This window comes from Acidovorax sp. KNOB132 (assembly GCF_057541515.1).
In genome coordinates this window covers 1-17,434 of sequence record NZ_BAAJYT010000074.1, presented here as the reverse complement: position 1 = coordinate 17,434, position 17,434 = coordinate 1, and the positions used below count along the sequence as shown (strand labels likewise).

General features: G+C 68.4%; 16 protein-coding genes and 1 pseudogene. 10 read left to right on the top strand and 7 right to left on the bottom strand.

The window, feature by feature from the left end; translation table 11 throughout:
* Positions 1-577: 577 nt before the first annotated feature.
* From AC27IO_RS12185 to AC27IO_RS12145, 9 genes and pseudogenes are all read left to right on the top strand, one after another.
* Positions 578-1,348: pseudogene (locus AC27IO_RS12185) on the top strand (tetratricopeptide repeat protein); the annotation flags it as partial.
* Positions 1,331-2,890, top strand: a complete 1,560-nt coding sequence (locus AC27IO_RS12180) for a hypothetical protein (RefSeq protein ID WP_498739086.1) — start codon at positions 1,331-1,333, stop codon at positions 2,888-2,890. The pseudogene AC27IO_RS12185 and the gene AC27IO_RS12180, both read left to right, overlap by 18 nt.
* Before the next feature lie 23 nt (positions 2,891-2,913).
* Positions 2,914-3,465, top strand: a complete 552-nt coding sequence (locus AC27IO_RS12175; RefSeq protein ID WP_284429940.1) for a penicillin-binding protein activator LpoB — start codon at positions 2,914-2,916, stop codon at positions 3,463-3,465.
* Between the two features lie 4 nt (positions 3,466-3,469).
* Positions 3,470-4,870, top strand: coding sequence for a PelD GGDEF domain-containing protein (locus AC27IO_RS12170; protein ID WP_498739085.1), 1,401 nt, complete (start codon positions 3,470-3,472; stop codon positions 4,868-4,870).
* Complete coding sequence (locus AC27IO_RS12165; RefSeq protein WP_487089344.1) at positions 4,863-5,876, top strand: tetratricopeptide repeat protein; 1,014 nt, start codon at positions 4,863-4,865, stop codon at positions 5,874-5,876. The genes AC27IO_RS12170 and AC27IO_RS12165 overlap by 8 nt, the downstream gene beginning before the upstream one ends.
* Positions 5,873-7,405 (top strand): GT4 family glycosyltransferase PelF, encoded by a 1,533-nt coding sequence (gene pelF, locus AC27IO_RS12160; protein ID WP_284429937.1) that lies wholly within the window; start codon positions 5,873-5,875, stop codon positions 7,403-7,405. The genes AC27IO_RS12165 and pelF overlap by 4 nt, the downstream gene beginning before the upstream one ends.
* Positions 7,405-8,778 carry an exopolysaccharide Pel transporter PelG gene (gene pelG, locus AC27IO_RS12155; protein ID WP_284396747.1) on the top strand — a complete coding sequence of 458 codons (1,374 nt, stop codon included), beginning with the start codon at positions 7,405-7,407 and terminating at the stop codon, positions 8,776-8,778. Before pelF ends, pelG begins: the two co-directional genes overlap by 1 nt.
* Before the next feature lie 234 nt (positions 8,779-9,012).
* Complete coding sequence (locus AC27IO_RS12150; protein ID WP_498739084.1) at positions 9,013-10,071, top strand: spherulation-specific family 4 protein; 1,059 nt, start codon at positions 9,013-9,015, stop codon at positions 10,069-10,071.
* An 85-nt stretch (positions 10,072-10,156) separates the two neighbouring features.
* Positions 10,157-11,362, top strand: a complete 1,206-nt coding sequence (locus AC27IO_RS12145; RefSeq protein WP_498739083.1) for a spherulation-specific family 4 protein — start codon at positions 10,157-10,159, stop codon at positions 11,360-11,362.
* Positions 11,363-11,533: 171 nt separating this feature from the next.
* Here the strand turns inward: AC27IO_RS12145 and hisA are convergent, their stop codons facing one another.
* Genes hisA through AC27IO_RS12110 form a run of 7 tightly spaced genes read right to left on the bottom strand, consistent with a single transcriptional unit; the run spans position 11,534 to position 17,005 of the window.
* Positions 11,534-12,280 (bottom strand): 1-(5-phosphoribosyl)-5-[(5-phosphoribosylamino)methylideneamino]imidazole-4-carboxamide isomerase, encoded by a 747-nt coding sequence (hisA, locus tag AC27IO_RS12140; RefSeq protein ID WP_284396741.1) that lies wholly within the window; start codon positions 12,278-12,280, stop codon positions 11,534-11,536.
* 57 nt (positions 12,281-12,337) lie between these two features.
* Positions 12,338-13,006, bottom strand: a complete 669-nt coding sequence (gene hisH / locus AC27IO_RS12135) for an imidazole glycerol phosphate synthase subunit HisH (protein WP_498739082.1) — start codon at positions 13,004-13,006, stop codon at positions 12,338-12,340.
* A gap of 51 nt (positions 13,007-13,057) precedes the next feature.
* Positions 13,058-13,696 carry an imidazoleglycerol-phosphate dehydratase HisB gene (hisB, locus tag AC27IO_RS12130; RefSeq protein WP_498739081.1) on the bottom strand — a complete coding sequence of 213 codons (639 nt, stop codon included), beginning with the start codon at positions 13,694-13,696 and terminating at the stop codon, positions 13,058-13,060.
* A complete protein-coding gene (locus tag AC27IO_RS12125; protein WP_498739080.1) occupies positions 13,693-14,823 on the bottom strand; it encodes a pyridoxal phosphate-dependent aminotransferase in 1,131 nt (376 codons plus the stop codon). Before AC27IO_RS12125 ends, hisB begins: the two co-directional genes overlap by 4 nt.
* Entirely contained in the window at positions 14,820-15,272 is a 453-nt protein-coding gene (locus tag AC27IO_RS12120; RefSeq protein WP_284429932.1) for a PIN domain-containing protein, read from the bottom strand. The genes AC27IO_RS12125 and AC27IO_RS12120 overlap by 4 nt, the downstream gene beginning before the upstream one ends.
* On the bottom strand, positions 15,269-15,493 hold the full coding sequence (locus tag AC27IO_RS12115) for a CopG family transcriptional regulator (protein WP_284396732.1): 225 nt from the start codon (positions 15,491-15,493) through the stop codon (positions 15,269-15,271). Before AC27IO_RS12115 ends, AC27IO_RS12120 begins: the two co-directional genes overlap by 4 nt.
* Positions 15,494-15,553: 60 nt before the next feature.
* Entirely contained in the window at positions 15,554-17,005 is a 1,452-nt protein-coding gene (locus AC27IO_RS12110) for an aminotransferase-like domain-containing protein (protein WP_498739079.1), read from the bottom strand.
* 152 nt (positions 17,006-17,157) lie between these two features.
* Here AC27IO_RS12110 and AC27IO_RS12105 point away from each other — a divergent pair.
* Positions 17,158-17,434, top strand: a 277-nt coding sequence (locus AC27IO_RS12105; RefSeq protein WP_498739078.1) for a DUF2917 domain-containing protein, incomplete at its 3' end; no start/stop codon positions are given.

The window sequence follows — 17,434 nt, the reverse complement described above, 5'->3', positions numbered from 1 at the left end:
CGCACCGGCCACCCCCGCCGCGCGGCCCGCGCCGCGCAACGTGCCGCCGCCCGGCCTGCCTTTCGACGACAAGATCTACACGCTGGGCTACGAGGTCTTTCTCGAAAACCGCAAGCTGGACGACGCCTGGGCGCTGGCCAACGCCGCCGTGCAGCAGCAGCCGCAGGACCTGGCGTGGCGCGAGCGGCTGGCCCAGGTGTCCGAATGGACGCAGCGCCCCGCCCCGGCGCTGGAAAACTGGCTCTTCATCGCCCGGCAGACGCAGAAGGAAGCCGCCTGGCAGGCCGTGCTGCGCCTGGCACCCGGACAGTTCGACGACGGTGCGCTGGTGCAGGCGCTGCGCCACCAATTACGCGGCCGCCCCGACGATTTCACGCTGGTCCGCGCACTGGTGGACGCCTATGAGCGCATCGGCGAGCCCCAGCCGGCCATCGACTACCTGAAAGACCACGCCAAGAGCCCGCAGGCGGTGGAACTGCTCGCCAATCTGGCCGAGCGCGCCGGGCAACCTACGCTGGCGCTCGACAACTGGCGCAGGCTGCTGAGCGACAAGGCCCAGGTCACCCCGACCCGCGCAATGCGCGCGGCGGTGCTCGCCCTCACGCATGGCCGACCCGACGAAGGCCTGAAGTGGCTGGAGACGGCCCAGCAGCAGCAATTGCCCGCCCAGGACATGGAGACCGACTTCTGGCGGCTCACGGGCCAGCTTGCCGAAAGCCGGGAACGCAACGATCTGGCCGTGATGGCCTACCGGCATCTGGTGGAAACGAAGGGCACCGATGCAGCGGATTTCGACGCTCTGGTAAGGCTGCTCATTAACGATCAGCCGCTGGAAGCAGCGCGGGTCGCGGTGCTGGCTTGGCAGCGATTTGACCAGCCACGTTATCTGATCCAGGCCCTGGCGCTTTATTCGGGCCGCAACCGATGGGAGGCTTTCTCCCCTCTGCTCAGTCAGCTAGACCCCAGCCCTGCTGCGACCAAACGATCACTCACCCGTTTGTGGCAGAACCCTGATTTTCTGAGGCTCGCGGGCACCTATTACCAAAACACGGGCAACCTGCCCGAGGCGCGCCGACATTTCGAAGCTGGCCTGCGATTGACTCCAGACTCCTCTGCAATGCGCCAAGCGCTAATGTGGCTGTTCATCGACAGCAACGACGCTGTCTCGCTGCGCACGCTGCTGGCCACGCAGGAACGCAGTTGGGCGCGCGACAGCGACGTGCACGATTCGCTGGCGGCGGCCTACCAGGCCCTGTCGCTGCCGCAGGTGGCGCTGGACCGCTATCTCACACCGCATCTGAAAGAGCACCAGGACGACTTCCTGTGGCTCATGAACTATGCCGACGCGCTGGACCAGAACCAGCAGTCAGACCGTTCGTGGCGCCTGCGGCGCGAGTTGCTGTCGCGCGAATGGAAGTCGGTGCGCAAGGGCGACGGCGGCGTGCGCCTCACGCCAGCGCAGGCGCGCCAGCGCTGGCTCACCGAAGAGGGCCTGGACCAGACCCGGCGCATCGCCCGTACCCGGCTGTTCCTCACGCAGCGGCCCGGCGACCCCTCGGTCGACGTGCTGCGTGAACTGCTGCGACTGGACCGCGACGCCCAGGGTGGCATGTCCAACGCGGCGGCCGAGACGGCCATCGGCTGGCTGCAGGACGCCGGCGAATACACGGCCGAGCGCGGCTTCCTGTGGCATCAGTACGCCCGCAGCCGCGGCGTACGCAGCAACCGCCCGCTGTGGGCCGAGATCACGGTCGCGCTGGCCGAAGACGACAAGGCCGCCACGGGCCAGCTGCTGCAGGAGTTCGACGAACGCCTGCCCCGCTACGACCGCGTGAACGCGGCGCGCGCCGTGGACGACATCCGCCTCGCGCAGACCGCCGCCTTCGACGCCCAGCAGGACCAGCACGACGACCAGCCCCTGCACCTGCAGCTCACCGAAAGCCTGCTGGCCTTCAGCGACCACGCGGGCACGAAACTGCAGTTCCAGCAACTGGGCGGCATGGACGAGAGCGAGGCCGACGCGGTGTTCCACATCGCCATCAGCCCGCGGCTGGCCATGGACGTGAACTTCATCAGCATCCGCCGGCACGCCACCAATGCCCTCGTGGTGCGCAACCCGCCCGACGAGCGTGCACTGGACGTGCAGGTGCGCTGGCGCCATCCCGACGGCGAGACGATGTTCCGCGCCGGCCGCCGCGAGAGCTTTCTGGCCTACACGCCGCTGCAGGTCGAGCACGAGCAGCGCATCGACAACCGGCTGACCCTGCGCATGGAACTCGGCATGCAGCTGCCCAGCCAGGAAAGCCTGGCGCTGCGCATCGCCGGCATGAAGGACCGCGCCGGCGCCAGCCTGCGCTACCAGGCCACGCGCCAGGACCAGTTCACCATCGGCTATGCCGACGAGCGCTACACGCTGCAGACCGGCGCCTCGCTGGGCAGCGGCCGCCATACGTCGATCAACTACACGCACACCTACCGGCAGGAAACGCCGCTGCTGGAGTTCGGCGCGTTCTGGTCGCACCACGATTTTTCGCGGCGCGACCTGAGCACGCTCGCGCCGCGGGACCTGGAAGTGCGCCGCTACGTGCCCGTGAACGCCGGCCCGCTGGGGCAGGACTTTTTCCTGCCCGAGAGCTTCAGCTTCTATGGCCTGCAGGTGTCCACCAACATGCGCTACGAGCAGGAATACACGCGCGCCCTGCTGCCGTTCGCCACGGCCAGCCGCACCTGGCATAGCGTGCTCGGCCCGGGCTACGAACTGCGCCTGGGCATGGCCGGCAGCGTGCTCGGCGCCGACCACCTGGGCCTGAGCTGGGGCGTGGGCAAGTCGGGCCTGCAGCTGCAGGGCCTCACGCGCAGCCTGCTGTTCACCTACCGTCTCCATTTCTGATGTCGTCTCCAAAGGAATCCACCATGCAACACCACCGCACCCTGCTGCAACGCCTGCAAGTTTTCGCCGCCGGCGGCGCCCTGCTGCTGCTGGCCGCCTGCTCCACCATCGACCGGGGCGAGCCTCCGGCGCTGGAGCGCAATGCCACGTGGGTGGTGCTGCCGTTCGCCAACCACACCGAGACTCCGCTGGCCGGCAACCGCGCCGAAGCCATTGCGCAGGCCCTGCTGCATGCGCGCGGCGTGGGCCGCATCCAGCGCTATCCCACCACCACGCAGCAGGAAGCGCTGTTCGATGCGGGCGACGCCAAGCGCCAGCAGGAAGTGCTGGCCTGGGCACGCGAGCAACAAGCGAAATACGCCCTCACGGGGGCGGTGGACGAATGGCGCTACAAGGTCGGCGTGGACGGCGAGCCCGCCGCGGGCGTGACGCTGCAGATCATCGATGTGGCCTCCGGCGACACGATCTGGAGCGGCACTGGCGGCAAGAGCGGCTGGAGCCGCGAAGCCCTCTCCGGCGTGGCGCAGAAGCTGATCCGCGACCTGCTGGATTCCGGCCTGGCCCGAGCCCGCTGAAGCCATGGCATCAGAGACCCCCTCGTCGGTGGAACAGCGGCGGCGCACCGTCGGCGCGGCCGCGCCCGAGCCGCCGGCCAAGCCGAGCGTGCGGCACCTGCCCACCAACCTGCTGGGCAAGCTGGCCGACACCGACACCCGTCCGGCCATCATGCTGGGCGAGACGCTGCTGCTGCCGATCATTGCGCTCGCGCTGGGCATGCTGCTGGAGCCCTTCGACCCGCTGTGGAGCGAGGCCGCGTTCCCCTGGTCCTGGCTGGCCCCCGTGATCGTGGCCCTGCGCTACGGCCCGCTGGCCGGGCTGGGCGGCGCCTGCGTGCTGCTGGCCGGCTGGCTGGCGCTCAACTTCGGGCACTACGACACCTTTCCGCAGATCTTCTTTCTCGGCGGCCTGATCCTCGTGATGCTGGTGGGCGAGTTCTCCAGCCTCTGGCAGGCGCGCACCCGCCGGGCCGAGAACGTGCAGCTGTATCTGGACCAGCGCCTGGAGCACCTGGTGCGCCAGTACTACCTGCTGCGCCTGTCGCACGACCGCCTGGAGCAGGAGCTGATCGGCCGGCCGATGTCCATGCGCGATGCGCTGTCCACGCTGCAGGCGCTGGGCGGCTCCGAAGAGGATGCAGCCCAGGGCGCGCAGACCCTGCTGCGGCTGCTGGCCCAGTACTGCCAGCTCGAATCCGCGGCGCTGTATGCAGCCACCGAAGACCGCATCGAAGCCCGGGCCGTGGCCCGCATCGGCAGCGGCGCCGAACTGGACGCGCGCGACCCGCTCGTGCAGCAGGCGCTGGAAACCCGCAAGCTCTGCCACGTGAGCCAGATGCTGGCGGACCAGCAGCAGACCCGCTACCTCGCCGCCGCGCCGCTGCTGGATCTAGGGGGCGAGATCTACGGGCTGCTGGTGATCGAGGACATGCCGTTCTTTTCGCTGCAGGCCGAGAACCTGCAGACCATCAACCTGCTGCTGGGCTACTACACCGACGGCCTGGCCATGCAGACGGTGGCCGCGCCGATCCTGAAGGAGCTGCCGGAGTGCCCCGCCGATTTCGCCTTCGAAGCGCAGCGCCTGGCCCACATCCGCGACACGGCCAAGGTGCCCAGCGTGATCGTGGCGCTGGAGTTCCTGCCGCGCGCCATCGAGGCCGGCCTTCCGGGCCAGATCGAGCGGCTGAAACGCGAACTGGACGAAAGCTGGCTCATCACCGGCAAGGAACGCCAGGTACTCGCCATGCTAATGCCGCTGGGCGACAACGCCACCGCCGAGGGCTACATCAACCGCCTGGAGATCTGGTCGGGCCAAAAGAGCGGCAAGCCGCTGGCCGAGGCCGGCGTTTTTCCGCACATCATCGCGCTGAACGGCGAGCCCCTGGCCGTGCTCCAGCGGCTCAACGGAATGGCCCATGCTTAACATCAAGTTCGCCATCTCCGCGCTGCTGCTGGAGATTGGCGCGTGGAGCGGGCCCGCGCTGCTGCAAGGCCACACGGATGCGGCCCTGTCGAGCTACCTGCTGGTGCACGCCCTGGCCTGCGTGATGCTGTCTTTTTTCCTGCTGCCCCTGCTGTCGGGCGAGCAGGCCCGGCCACGGGCACCGGTGCTGGGCCTGATGGCGGTGTTCAGCTATGCCGTGCCCATCGTCGGATTCATCGGGGTGATCGCCGCCGTGGTGGTGCTGCGCATCTACCGCAGCCCTTCGTCGCAGGGCGACTTCGAATCGCTGCGGCTGCCGGAGTTCGATCGCCACCAGCGCATGCAGGGGAGCTTTCGCCAGTCCGGTTTGCGGTCCTTTTTGGGCAACAGCCAAGCCCCGATGCAGACGCGCATGCGCGCCATGGTGGCGCTGCAGCACGTGTCCGGCCGCATCGCCTCGCCATTGCTGCGCACGGTGCTGAGCGATCCGAGCGAGGATTTGCGCCTGCTCGCCTACGGCATGCTGGACACCCTGGAAAAGCGCATCAACCGCACCATCGACAGCGAACTGGATGCGCTGCGCCTGGCCAAGGAAACCGAAGGCGAAGTGCCGGGGCCGCTCACCGTCGAATCGGCCTTCCGGCTGTCCGACCTGTATTGGGAGCTGGTCTATCAGGAGCTGGTGCAGGGCGACCTGCGCGACCACGCCGTGAAGGAATCGCTGCAGTATTGCGACCAGGTGCTGGCGCAGCAGCCGGACCATCCGCAACTGAACCTGCGCCGCGGCCGCCTGCTGCACCTGCTGGGCCGTGTGGACGAGGCCGAAGCCGCCTACGCGCTCGCCCGCAACTTGGGATTGCCCGCCACGCGCGTACTGCCCTACCAGGCCGAACTGTGCTTTGAGCGGCGTGACTTCGCGCAGACGCGCGAACTGGTGCAGCAGCTCAACCAATGGCGCGCGCTGCCCCGGCTGCGCCCTGTCCTCGACTACTGGAGTGCGCCATGACAGGGCCCAAAGCCAGCGAGGCAGACGTCGCCCTGCTACTGGAGGGCACCTTCCCCTATGTGAGCGGGGGCGTGTCGAGCTGGATCAACCAGATCATCCGCGCCTACCCGGAATACCGCTTTGCCATCGTCTTCCTGGGCAGCCGCCGCGAGGACTATTCCGCGTTCAAGTACGAGCTGCCGCCGAACGTCGTGCACTTCGAGGAGCACTACCTCTACGACCACCTGGGCGTGCGCACCCTGCCCGCACGGCGCAAGGGCAGCCGCGCGGCCCTGGACATGGTGCACACCCTGGTCGAGTCGTTCCGCACGGGCGACCGCAGCCCGCAGACGATGGCCGCGTTCCGCGAGATCACCCAGCAGATGCAGCCGGGCGGGCGCCTGCCGCTGGAGGATTTCCTCTATAGCGAGCGGGCCTGGGAAATCATCTGCAAGAGCTACCGCGACCATTGCACCGATCCGTCGTTCGTGGACTACTTCTGGACGGTGCGCATCATGTACCAGCCGCTGTGGACGCTGGCCCGCGTGGCGCAGCAGCTCATTCCGGTGCGCGTGGTGCATTGCGCGTCCACGGGCTACGCCGGCTTTCTCGGCGGGCTGATCGAGCAGGCGCGCGGTGTGCCGCTGATCCTGTCGGAGCACGGCATCTACACCAAGGAACGCAAGATCGACCTCTTCAAGAGCGAGTGGATCCGCGACAACCGCAACATCTTCCAGCGCGACCCGACCGAGCTGTCGTACTTCCGCCAGATGTGGATCCAGTTCTTCGAATGGCTGGGCTACTACTGCTACGCGGCGGCCGACCCGATCATCGCGCTGTACGAGACCAACCGGCTGCGGCAGGTGACCGATGGCGCCGAGGCATCGCGCACCTTCAACATCCCGAACGGCATCAACCTGGGCCGCTTCGCGCCGCTGCGCGACAAGCGTCCAGCCCAGGTGCCGCCAGTGCTGTGCCTCATCGGCCGCGTGGTGCCCATCAAGGACATCAAGACGTTCATCCGCGCCATGCGCCGCGTGGTCAACCAGCTGCCGCAGGCCGAGGGCTGGATCGCCGGCCCGACCGAGGAAGACCCGGCCTACGCGCAGGAATGCACGAACCTCGTGCGCAGTCTGGGGCTGGAGCAGAACATCCGCTTCCTGGGCTTTCAGCGCGTGGAAGACCTCATGCCGCGCATCGGGCTGGTGATCCTGTCGTCGATCAGCGAGGCGCTGCCCCTGGTGATCCTGGAGGGCTACGCCGCGGGCGTGCCCACCGTGTCCACCGACGTGGGCTCGTGCCGCCAGCTCATCGAAGGGCTGGACGATGAAGACAAGGCACTCGGCGCCTCGGGCAAGGTGGTGCCGATCGCCGACCCGCAGCGCCTGGCCGACGCTTCGCTGTCGCTGCTCAACGACCCCGCCGCCTGGGAGAGCGCCAGCCGGGCGGCCATCGCGCGCGTGGAGCGCTACTACACCGACACCATGATGTTCGACCGCTACCGCCGCGTGTATGAGACCGCGTTCCAGAAGACGGAGGGCCCCCGCTGATGGCTGGCATCGGATTCGAACTGCGCCGCATGCTGCGCAAGAACACGCTGGTGAGCCTGGTGCAGGCCTACGCCTATGCGGGCGTCATCGGCTCGGGCCCGTGGGTCTTCTCCATCGTGGGCATCCTGCTCATCGGTATCTTCAGCGCCAGCGTGGTGGTGCCGGGCTTTCTGGTCACGCAGTTCCAGACCTCGGTCACCTACATGGTGGCGGGCAGCCTGATTCTCACGGGGCTGGTGCAGCTGGCTTTCACGCGCTTCGTGTCCGACCGGCTCTTCGAAAAGCGCAAGGACCTCATCCTGCCCAACCTGCACGGGCTGCTGCTGGTGGTGACGCTCGTGGCCGGTGCCCTGGGCACGATCGCGCTGTTCCTGCTGCTGCCCAACCTGGGGCTGGTGTACCGCATGCTGATGCTGGCAGGCTTCACCCTGATGTGCGACGTGTGGGTGCTGACGGTGCTGCTGTCCGGCATGAAGCGGTACAAGGAGATCGTGGTGCTGTTCGGTCTGGCCTACGCGGTGATCGTGATCGGCTCGCTCTTCATGCGCCCCTGGGGCCTGGAGGGGCTGCTGACGGGCTTCGTGCTGGGCAACTACCTGCTGCTGGCCGGCATGTGGATCCTGGTGGTGCAGGAGTTCAACCCCAAGGGCCGGCTGATCGCGTTCGACTTCGCGGAGCGCAAGCTGCTGTATCCGTCGCTCGTGGCCATCGGGTTCCTCTACAACTTCGGGATCTGGATCGACAAGTTCATGTTCTGGTACTTCCCGCCGACGTCCCAGAACATCATCGGCGGGCTGCGCGCATCGCTCATCTACGACCTGCCGGTGTTCCTGGCCTACCTGTCCATCATTCCGGGCATGGCGGTGTTCCTGGTGCGCATCGAGACCGACTTCGTCGAGTACTACGACAAGTTCTACGACGCGGTGCGCAGCGGCGGCTCGCTCGAATACATCGAGGCCATGCGCGACGAAATGGTCTACTCGATCCAGCAAGGGCTGGGCGAGATCGGCAAGATCCAGACGCTGGCCATCCTGGTCACCTTCGTGGCCGGCCCGGCGCTGCTGGACGTGCTGGGCATCTCGCGGCTGTACCTGCCGCTGCTGCACGTGCAGGTGATCGGCGCGGGCCTGCAGGTGGGTCTGATGGCCATCCTGAACGTGTTCTTCTACCTGGACCAGCGCCGCATCGTGCTGCTGCTGTGCGTGCAGTTCGTGCTGCTGAACATCGCGCTCACCGGCTTCACGCTGTATGCCGGCGCGGCCCTGTATGGCTACGGCTTCGCGCTGTCCACGCTGCTCACGCTGTGCACCGGCATGTACCTGCTGTCGCGCCAACTCAACCGGCTGGAGTACGAAACCTTCATGCTGCAGTAGCCCGGCCGGCGTTCGGTGGACAATGGCAAAAAACTGAAATCCATTCAGGCCAAAAAAAGGGGGGTGCCATGCCGAACGCGATCCATCGTGCATTGCCGAGCCGCGCTGCACTGCGGCTGGTGCTGTGGTCGGCTTGCGGATTGCTCGCCGCAGGACTCGCCGGCTGCGGAGGCGGCGGCAGCAGCGAACCTGCACCAGCCTCCGAGCAAAAAAGCCGAAGCCGCCACGGCTGGCGTGCAAGCCGCTTTCGCCGCCCCGCTCGACCAGGACGTGTTCGACACCGGGGCTAGCGTGCCGGTCTCCCTCAGGGTGCAGGCGGGGGTTGCCAGCGCCCTCCCCGACGGCGTGGCCGTCGACTTTTCCGCCACCTCGGGCAGCTTTGCACCACCGGTGGCCGCGCTGCGCGACGGCGAAGCGGGCACCACTTTCACTGCCTCCGGGCTGGGGCGCCAGACCCTGACCGCTTCGGTGGCCTCGAGCGGCGGCGCCGTGACCGCCTCGCGCATCCTTTACGTGCGCCCGGCCGCCGCACCCATGGAAGTGCTGGTCCCCGCGTATTTCTACCCCTCGGCGGGCTCGCCCTGGGACGCCATGACCGCCGGCGCCAGCGCGTACCCCTCCGTTAGCGTCACGGCCATTCTCAACCCCAGCAACGGCGTCTTCACCCGCGCCAACCCCGAGTTCACGGCCGCCGCCACGGCCTTCGTGCAGGCCGGCGGCAAGCTGCTGGGCTACGTGTACACCGGCTACGGATCGCGCTCGATCAGCAAGGTCAAGGGCAACATCGACAAATACCTCAGCCTCTACGGTACCGGGCTGGTGAGCGGCTTTTTCATCGACGAGATGTCGTCCGCACCCGGCCGGATCAGCTACTACCGGCAGCTCTTCGACTACGTCAAGAGCAAAGGCGCCAGCTTGCGCGTGGTCGGCAACCCGGGCACCGTGCCCAACGCCGCCTATGCCGCCGTGGCCGATGCCCTGGTGACCTTCGAGAACCGCAACGCGGCCTTTGCCGACTACGATCCCCGCACCAGCGGTGGCTGGCTCTACCAGATGGCCAACACGCGCCAGAACGCCCTGGTGCACGACGCGGCCGACTGCGCGGCCATGCAGGCCGCCGTGCGCGCTGCGGCCACGGCACGCGCGAACAGCGGCATCCTCTACGTCACCGACGACACGTTCGACCCCGACACGCAGGAAGGCAACCCCTGGGACACCCTGCCGACCTACTGGACCCGCCTGCTGGGCACCGTGGATGCCGTCAACCGGGGCGCCACGCCGCCCACCTGTTGATCCACGGATCCGCACCCGGCACGCCGATTGCCTCCACCTTGTCCGACACCTCACCCTTCCCTTTCCCGCTGCAAAGGATATCCCCATGCCACGCATTCCCGCCCGCATCACCCTGGTTGCCCGCATCACCCGCTGGTGCGGCCTGTCCCTTGCCGCCTTGCTGGCCGCCTGCGGCGGTGGCGGTGGAGGGGGCTCCACCGACCCGACGACACCGGTGACCCCCACTCCGACCAGCATCGCCATCACCCTGAACGCTCCGCAAGCCGAGGCCGTGTTCAATGCGAATGCCGCCCTGGCCATCAGCGCGCGCGTCACGGTGAACGGCGCCGACGCGGCCGATGGCACGGCGGTGAACTTCTCCGCCCTGCCCGGCGCGTTCTCCACCACCAGCGCGACCCGCGCAGGCGTGGCGACCGCCACCCTGTCCGGCGCCGCGGCAGGCCGGCAGGAGATCAGCGCCACCACCAGCGTATCGGGCCAGTCGGTCACCGCCACGCGCGTGGTGTATCTGCGCCCGGCACCCGCGGCACTGGAGGTGCTGGTGCCTGCCTACTTCCACCCCTCGTCGGGCCAGGGCTGGGCCCTGCTGGCCAGCGGTGCGGCGGCCAATCCGGCGGTGTCCATCACCGCGATCCTGAATCCCAACAACGGGGTGTTCACCACGGCGGAGGCCAGCTATGTGAGCGCCGTCAATGCGTTCGTTTCGGCAGGCGGCAAGGTGGTGGGCTATGTCTATACCGGCTACGGCACGGGCTCGCGGTCGCTGGCCAGCATCAAGGCCAACATCGACAACTACATCGCGCTGTTCGGGCGCGGGGCGATCAGCGGCATCTTCCTGGACGAAATGGCCTCCGAGACCACGCGGCTCGACTTCTACCGCGAGATCTACAGCTACATCAAGGCCAAGGACGCCAGCCTGCGCGTGATCGGCAACCCCGGCATGGTGCCTGCCGCCGGCTATGCCGCGGTGGCCGATGTGCTCGTCACCTTCGAAGGGCGCAACAGCACCTACGCCAGCTACGACCCGCGCACCGCGCCCTGGCTGTACACCCTGGCCAACAGCCGCCAAAGCTCGCTGGTGCACAACACCGCCACCTGCGCCGACATGCAGCAGGCCGTGCAGACGGCCGCCTCGGCCCGGTACAACGCCGGCCCCATCTACATGACGAACCTCGAATACGACCCGGTGGCGGATGTCGGCAACCCCTGGGACGCCCTGCCTTCGTACTGGACGAACCTGCTGCAGACGGTGTCCGCGGTGAATCAGGGACGGGCCGTCACGGGGTGCTGATCCCGGAGGGCGTCTGGCGCCGGCGTTGCCTGGCGCTCGGTGGCAATCGCGTTGGATGAAAAGCCGCCGGACCGATGGTCCGGATCGCACGGCACCGGGGCTTGCAAGGACCGGCGCCTGAAAACCCGCCTCAGCCGCCGCAAGGCAGCCTGAGGCGGCCGGACTGAGGCGTCAGGCAGCGCCGTTCAATTCGTCCGCACGGGCCTGCGCCGCGGCGAAATCCAGGTCGCCGGAATAGATGGCACGGCCACAGATCACGCCTTCGATGCCTTCGCCTTCCACCGCGCACAGCTGCTCGATGTCGGCCATGTTGGCCAGCCCCCCCGAAGCGATGACCGGGATGGTGAGCGATTGCGCCAGCTTGACCGTGGCGTCGATGTTGATGCCCGAGAGCATGCCGTCGCGGCCGATGTCGGTGTAGATGATCGACTCCACGCCCCAGTCCTCGAACTTCTTGGCCAGATCGACCACCTCGTGGCCCGTGAGCTTGCTCCAGCCGTCGGTCGCGACCTTGCCGTCCTTGGCATCCAGGCCCACGATGATGTGGCCGCCGAAGGCGCTGCAGGCGTCTTTCAGGAACCCGGGGTTCTTCACGGCGGCGGTGCCGATGATCACGTAGCGCAGGCCGCCGTCGATGTACTTTTCGATCGTATCCAGGTCGCGGATGCCGCCGCCGAGCTGCACGGGGATGTCGTCACCGACTTCCTTCAGGATGGACTTGATGGCCGTGTAGTTCTTGGGCGTGCCGGCGAAGGCGCCGTTCAGGTCCACCAGGTGCAGGCGTCGCGCCCCGGCTTCCACCCACTTGCGGGCCATGGCGCCCGGGTCTTCTCCGAAGGTGGTGGATTGGTCCATGTCACCTTGCTTGAGGCGCACGCAGTGTCCGTCCTTGAGGTCGATGGCGGGGATGAGCAGCATGATGGAAAGGCTAAGGATGTGCCAGGTCGGGCCGCAGGCCCGGCAAGGGGTTGAAGATCAGGGATTCCAGTGAAGGAAGTTGCGATAGAGCGCCAGGCCGTGCTCCGCGCTCTTTTCCGGATGGAATTGCGTGGCAAAAATATTATCGCGCGCAATCGCCGCTGCAAAGGGGCCGCCGTAATCGGCCTCGCCCGCGCAGTGCGCCGCATCCCGCGGGCGCGCATAGAAGCTGTGCACGAAATAGAAGTAGCTCTGGTCCGGCACGCCGGCCCACACCGGGTGCGCCGCGCCGCCATGGCGCACCTGGCCCACGCGGTTCCAGCCCATCTGGGGCACCTTGTAGCGGCTGCCGTCCGGCTGCTGGCGGCCGGCCAGGTCGAACTTGAGCACTTCGCCGTGGATGAGTGACAGGCCGGGCGTGTCGCCCTCGGCGCTGCGGTCCAGCAGCATCTGCATGCCCACGCACACGCCGAACATCGGCTTGGACGCAGCGGCCTCCAGCACCGACGCCTGCAGGCCCGATTCGCGCAGTTCGCTCATGCAGTCGGGCATGGCGCCCTGTCCCGGCAGCACCACGCGCTGCGCGGCGCGCACGTCCTCGGGATGCGAGGTGACCACGACGGTCCAGCCGGTGCCCTCGGCTGCGGCCTGGACAGCCTGCGAGACGGAGCGCAGGTTGCCCATGCCGTAGTCCACGACGGCCACGGTTTTTGCTTGACTTTTCATAGCTGCTTGCGCATGTTGGATGAGCGCTGGAGGCCCATGGAGCCGAAAACCTCAGAGGGACCCTTTGGTGGAGGGAATGACACCGGCCGCACGGGGGTCGCGCTCCAGCGCGGCGCGCAGCGCGCGGGCGAAGGCCTTGAACACCGTCTCGCACTGGTGGTGGGCATTGATGCCCTTGATGTTGTCGATGTGCAGCGTGACGCCCGCGTGGTTCACGAAGCCCTGGAAAAACTCATACGTGAGCTGCGTGTCGAAGCCGCCGATGCTGCCCGCCGTGAACGGGATGTGCAGGTGCAGACCCGGGCGGCCCGAGAAGTCGACCACCACGCGCGACAGCGCCTCGTCCAGCGGCACATAGGCATGGCCGTAGCGGCGAATGCCCTTCTTGTCGCCCACGGCCCGCGCGAACGCCTGGCCGAGCGTGATGCCCACGTCTTCCACCGTGTGGTGGCCGTCGATGTGCAGATCGCCCTCGCATTCGATGCGCAGGTCGATCAGGCCATGGCGCGCGATCTGGTCGAGCATGTGGTCGAAGAAGCCGATGCCCGTGGACAGGCGCGCTTCGCCCGTGCCGTCGAGGTTCACGCGCACGTGGATGCGGGTTTCCGCCGTGGTGCGGGACACCTCCGCGATGCGGTCGGCGTCGGGGCTGTCGGACGGGGCGGAAGGAACGAGTGCAGAAGAGGTCATAGGGAGGCCTGGAGCGCGGCGAGCATCTGGGCGTTGTCGGCCGCATTGCCGACCGTGAGGCGCAGGCAATTGGCCAGCAGTGGGTGCATTGTAGAAACGTTCTTGACGAGCACCTTGCGGGCCTTCATGCCCTCGTAGGTGCGGGTGGCATCGGCCACGCGCAGCAGCACCATGTTGGCCTCGCTGTCCCAGACCCTCTCGACGCCCGGCAGCACCCTCAGCGCAGCCAGCAGCGCGGCGCGCTCGTGCCGCAGCTCGGCCGCCTGGGCCGCGAACACGCCCGCATGCTCCAGGGCGAACAGCGCGGCCTCGCAGTTGAGCACGCTCACGTTGTAGGGCGGGCGCACCTTGTCGATCTCGGCCACCAGCGCGCTGGGCCCCATCAGGTAGCCCAGCCGCACGCCGGCCAGGCCGAACTTGCTGAGCGTGCGCATCAGCAGCACATGCGCGTTGCGCCCGGGCTCGGCGCGCATGCGATCGATCCAGGTGCGGCTGGCGAAGGGCTGGTAGGCCTCGTCCATGGCCACGATGCCACCTTGCGCGCCCGCGGCGTCGATGATGCGCTGCACCGCGCCTTCGTTCCACAGCGTGGCGGTGGGGTTGTTGGGGTAGGCGATGTAGGTGATGGCCGGGCGGTGCCGGGCGATGGCCGCGAGCATGGCCGGCTCGTCGAGCTCGAAGTCGGCCGTGAGCGGCACGCCGGCGAAATCCAGCCCCTGCAGCTGCGCGCTCAAGGGGTACATCACGAAGCCCGGCATGGGCGCGAGCAGCGTGGCGCGCTGGCCGGTGCCGGGCTGCGCGCAGGCCAGCGCCAGCAGCGTGATGAGTTCGTCGGAGCCGTTGCCCAACACGATCGCGTGGCCGTCCGGCATGCCGACGTAATCGGCCAGCGCGGCCTTCAGGTCGGCGATGCGGTCGCCGGGATAGCGGTTGAGCGCCAGCGCGCCCAGCCGCTCGCCCAGGGCCGCCTGCAGCTCCGCCGGCAGGCGGAACGGGTTTTCCATCGCGTCCATCTTGAGCAGGCCGGCCGAGGGCTGCACGGTGTAGGCGTGCATGGCGCGCACGTCGGGGCGGATGCGGTCGAGGGCGCTGGGCGGCGTGGCAGCGGGGGTGGCGGGGCTCGTCATTCGGCGGTGTCCAGTTCGTGGGGAGCGATGAGGAAGGGGTTGATGGGGCGCACGGCGTCCATGGGCTGGTCGTGCGGCAGCGCCTCGGTCAGCAGGTAGCGGCAGCCCTGCTGGTGCGCGGAGGAGAGGATCAGCGCATCCCAGTAGCCCAGGCCGTAGCGGTCCTGCAGATCCCACGCGCCGTCGACGGTGTAGGCGTCCAGGTGCGGCGGCTGCCATACGCGAAAGCGCCGCACCTGCGCGCGCACCTGCTGCAGCGTGTGCGGCCCCCGAAAGCGCTGGATGGCCTGGTTGTACAGCTCGTTGAGCACCTGCGAGCTGACGCGGCCGCTGCGCGTCTGCCAGCAGAACGTGAGCCATTCGCGCGCACGCGCCTGCCGGGCCGGATCGCGGTCGTCCACGCTGGACAGCAGCACTTCGGTGTCGACGAAGATCGGGGTCGTGCTCATCGCTGGAACAGGATTTCGCGCGGCACATAGGGCCCGTCGGAGGCGCCCCAGCTCTCGAAGCTCAGCGCCTCTCGCATGGCCTGGGCATAGGCATCTTCCTGCCGCATCTTCTCGGCCAGCCATTCGCCCACCAGGCGCGAAACGCTGCTGCCGCGCTTGGCCGCTTCCACGCGCACCCACTCGGCCGCGGCGTCGTCCATGGTGATGGTCACGTTCTTCATGGGGCAAATGCTACACGAACTTCGTGGAGCACGAAGTTCGTGTGATTTCCCTGTGGGGTCTCAAGCCACACGCATGGCGGCCGACCGCAGCATCCGGGTGGCCGTCTCCCCCACCGTGCGCAAGCCCTGCAGGTGCGCGGGCGTCCAGTCGCCGCCCACGCCGATGCGCAGGCAGTTGCGAAACCGCCCGCTGGCGCTGAACACCGTGCCCGGTGCGATGAGCAGGCCCTCGGCCAGGCAGGCCTCGTGCAGCAGCACCGAGTCGAGGGCGCGCGGCAACTCCAGCCACAGCAGCAGGCCGCCCGGGGGATCGCTGACGCGCGTGCCCGGCGGAAAATGCGCGGCGATCACACCGCGCACCGCGTCCATGCGGGCCGCGACCGCCGCGCGCAGCTGGCGCATCGATGCCGCATGGCCGGCCTGCGTGATGAGGTCGGCGAGCGCCAATTCCAGCACCGCAGACTGCCCGCCGGCCTGCAGGTCCTTGATGGCCCGCATCGCCTGGCTCCAGCGGCCCGCCTCCACCCAGCCCAGGCGCAGGCCCGGCGCCAGGGTCTTGGAAAACGAATCGCACAGCATGACGTGGCCGGTGGTGTCGTACGACTTGACCGTGCGGCGCAGCTCGTCCACTTCCACGAGGTCGTTGTAGATCGCGTCCTCGATCACGGCCATGCCGTGGCGCGCGGCCATGTTCGCCAGGCGCCGCCGCTCGGTCTGCGGCATGCAGCTGCCCAGCGGGTTGCTGAGCGTGGGCACCACCATCACGGCCTTGACGGGCTGCGTCTCCAGCGCCAGCTGCAGCGCGTCCAGCGACAGGCCGTGGCGCGGATGGGTGGGGATTTCGAGCGCGCGCAGGTGCAGTCCCTGCAGCACCTCCAGAAACGAGAAGTGCGTGGGCGACTCCAGCGCCACGATGTCGCCGGGCCGCGTGGCCGCCCGCAGGCACAGCACGATGCTGTCCATGCAGCCCCCGGTGATCACGATGTTCTCGGGGTCGAGGCTGCAGCCCAGCCCCACGGCATAGCGGGCGAGCGCGCGGCGCGCCTCCTCGTGGCCGGACGAGGACGGATAGGTGCACAGCAGGTGGCGGTGGCGCTGCGCCGCGCGGGTGACCGCGCGCCGCACCCGGTCGGGGTTGAAGAGTTCGGGCCCGGGCGTGCCGCTGCTGTACGACACCATGTCGGCCGGCTGATCGCGTCCCAGGATGCGCTGGCCCAGCCAGTCCACCGAAACCTCGCGCGCACGGCGCAGCGGGCGTGGCGTGGTCGGCTCGGGCAGGCTGGTGGGGCGCGACGCGACGAAGAAGCCCGAACGCGGGCGCGCGGTGATCAGGCGCGCATCCTCCAGCCAGTGGTAGGCCTGCACCACGGTGCTCTGGGCCACTGCCCGCTGGCGGGCCAGTTCGCGCACCGACGGCAGTTTTTCGCCCCGTGCCAGCGTTCCGTTGCGCACCAGCTCGGCCAGTTGCGCCGCGATCTGCAGATAAAGGGGCGTGGTGTCGGCGGCGTCCATCGTGCGATTCTGTACTGCCCAGCAATGGATGCAGCAGTACAGATGGGTGCCAACCGGTACCACACAGATGGCCCTGCGGCGCATCTGCACTGGCCGACATGGCGGGCGACTGTGGCTGGTGGGTACGGGCACGCCCGCGCACAGTCGATCTCATGAACTCCCTGACGCACCCCACCCCGGCCGCCCGGCCCTCCTTGCCTGCCGCCGCCGGCCCATCGGCCACACACCGGACCCTGCCGCCGCTCGCACCCGTGCAGACCCTCGCCTGCCCGGCCCATCAGTCCGCCGTGCTGGAGGTGCTGCAGGGCTGCGCCTGGGTCACGTGCGATGGCTGCGAGGAAGACCATTTTCTGGCGGCCGGCGAGCGCCTGGACCTGCCCGGCCCCGCCACGCTGCGGGTGAGCGCCGAAGGCGCGCAGGCCGCGCGGC

Bases quoted from the DNA above. Each gene is read 5' to 3' on its own strand.
- hisA (WP_284396741.1), bottom strand. From the start codon at position 12,280: ATGCTGCTCATCCCCGCCATCGACCTCAAGGACGGACACTGCGTGCGC.
- AC27IO_RS12145 (WP_498739083.1), top strand. From the start codon at position 10,157: ATGCCACGCATTCCCGCCCGCATCACCCTGGTTGCCCGCATCACCCGC.
- AC27IO_RS12175 (WP_284429940.1), top strand. From the start codon at position 2,914: ATGCAACACCACCGCACCCTGCTGCAACGCCTGCAAGTTTTCGCCGCC.
- AC27IO_RS12125 (WP_498739080.1), bottom strand. From the start codon at position 14,823: ATGACGAGCCCCGCCACCCCCGCTGCCACGCCGCCCAGCGCCCTCGAC.
- AC27IO_RS12165 (WP_487089344.1), top strand. From the start codon at position 4,863: ATGCTTAACATCAAGTTCGCCATCTCCGCGCTGCTGCTGGAGATTGGC.
- hisB (WP_498739081.1), bottom strand. From the start codon at position 13,696: ATGACCTCTTCTGCACTCGTTCCTTCCGCCCCGTCCGACAGCCCCGAC.
- AC27IO_RS12110 (WP_498739079.1), bottom strand. From the start codon at position 17,005: ATGGACGCCGCCGACACCACGCCCCTTTATCTGCAGATCGCGGCGCAA.
- pelG (WP_284396747.1), top strand. From the start codon at position 7,405: ATGGCTGGCATCGGATTCGAACTGCGCCGCATGCTGCGCAAGAACACG.
- hisH (WP_498739082.1), bottom strand. From the start codon at position 13,006: ATGAAAAGTCAAGCAAAAACCGTGGCCGTCGTGGACTACGGCATGGGC.
- AC27IO_RS12115 (WP_284396732.1), bottom strand. From the start codon at position 15,493: ATGAAGAACGTGACCATCACCATGGACGACGCCGCGGCCGAGTGGGTG.
- AC27IO_RS12120 (WP_284429932.1), bottom strand. From the start codon at position 15,272: ATGAGCACGACCCCGATCTTCGTCGACACCGAAGTGCTGCTGTCCAGC.
- pelF (WP_284429937.1), top strand. From the start codon at position 5,873: ATGACAGGGCCCAAAGCCAGCGAGGCAGACGTCGCCCTGCTACTGGAG.
- AC27IO_RS12180 (WP_498739086.1), top strand. From the start codon at position 1,331: ATGAACTATGCCGACGCGCTGGACCAGAACCAGCAGTCAGACCGTTCG.
- AC27IO_RS12170 (WP_498739085.1), top strand. From the start codon at position 3,470: ATGGCATCAGAGACCCCCTCGTCGGTGGAACAGCGGCGGCGCACCGTC.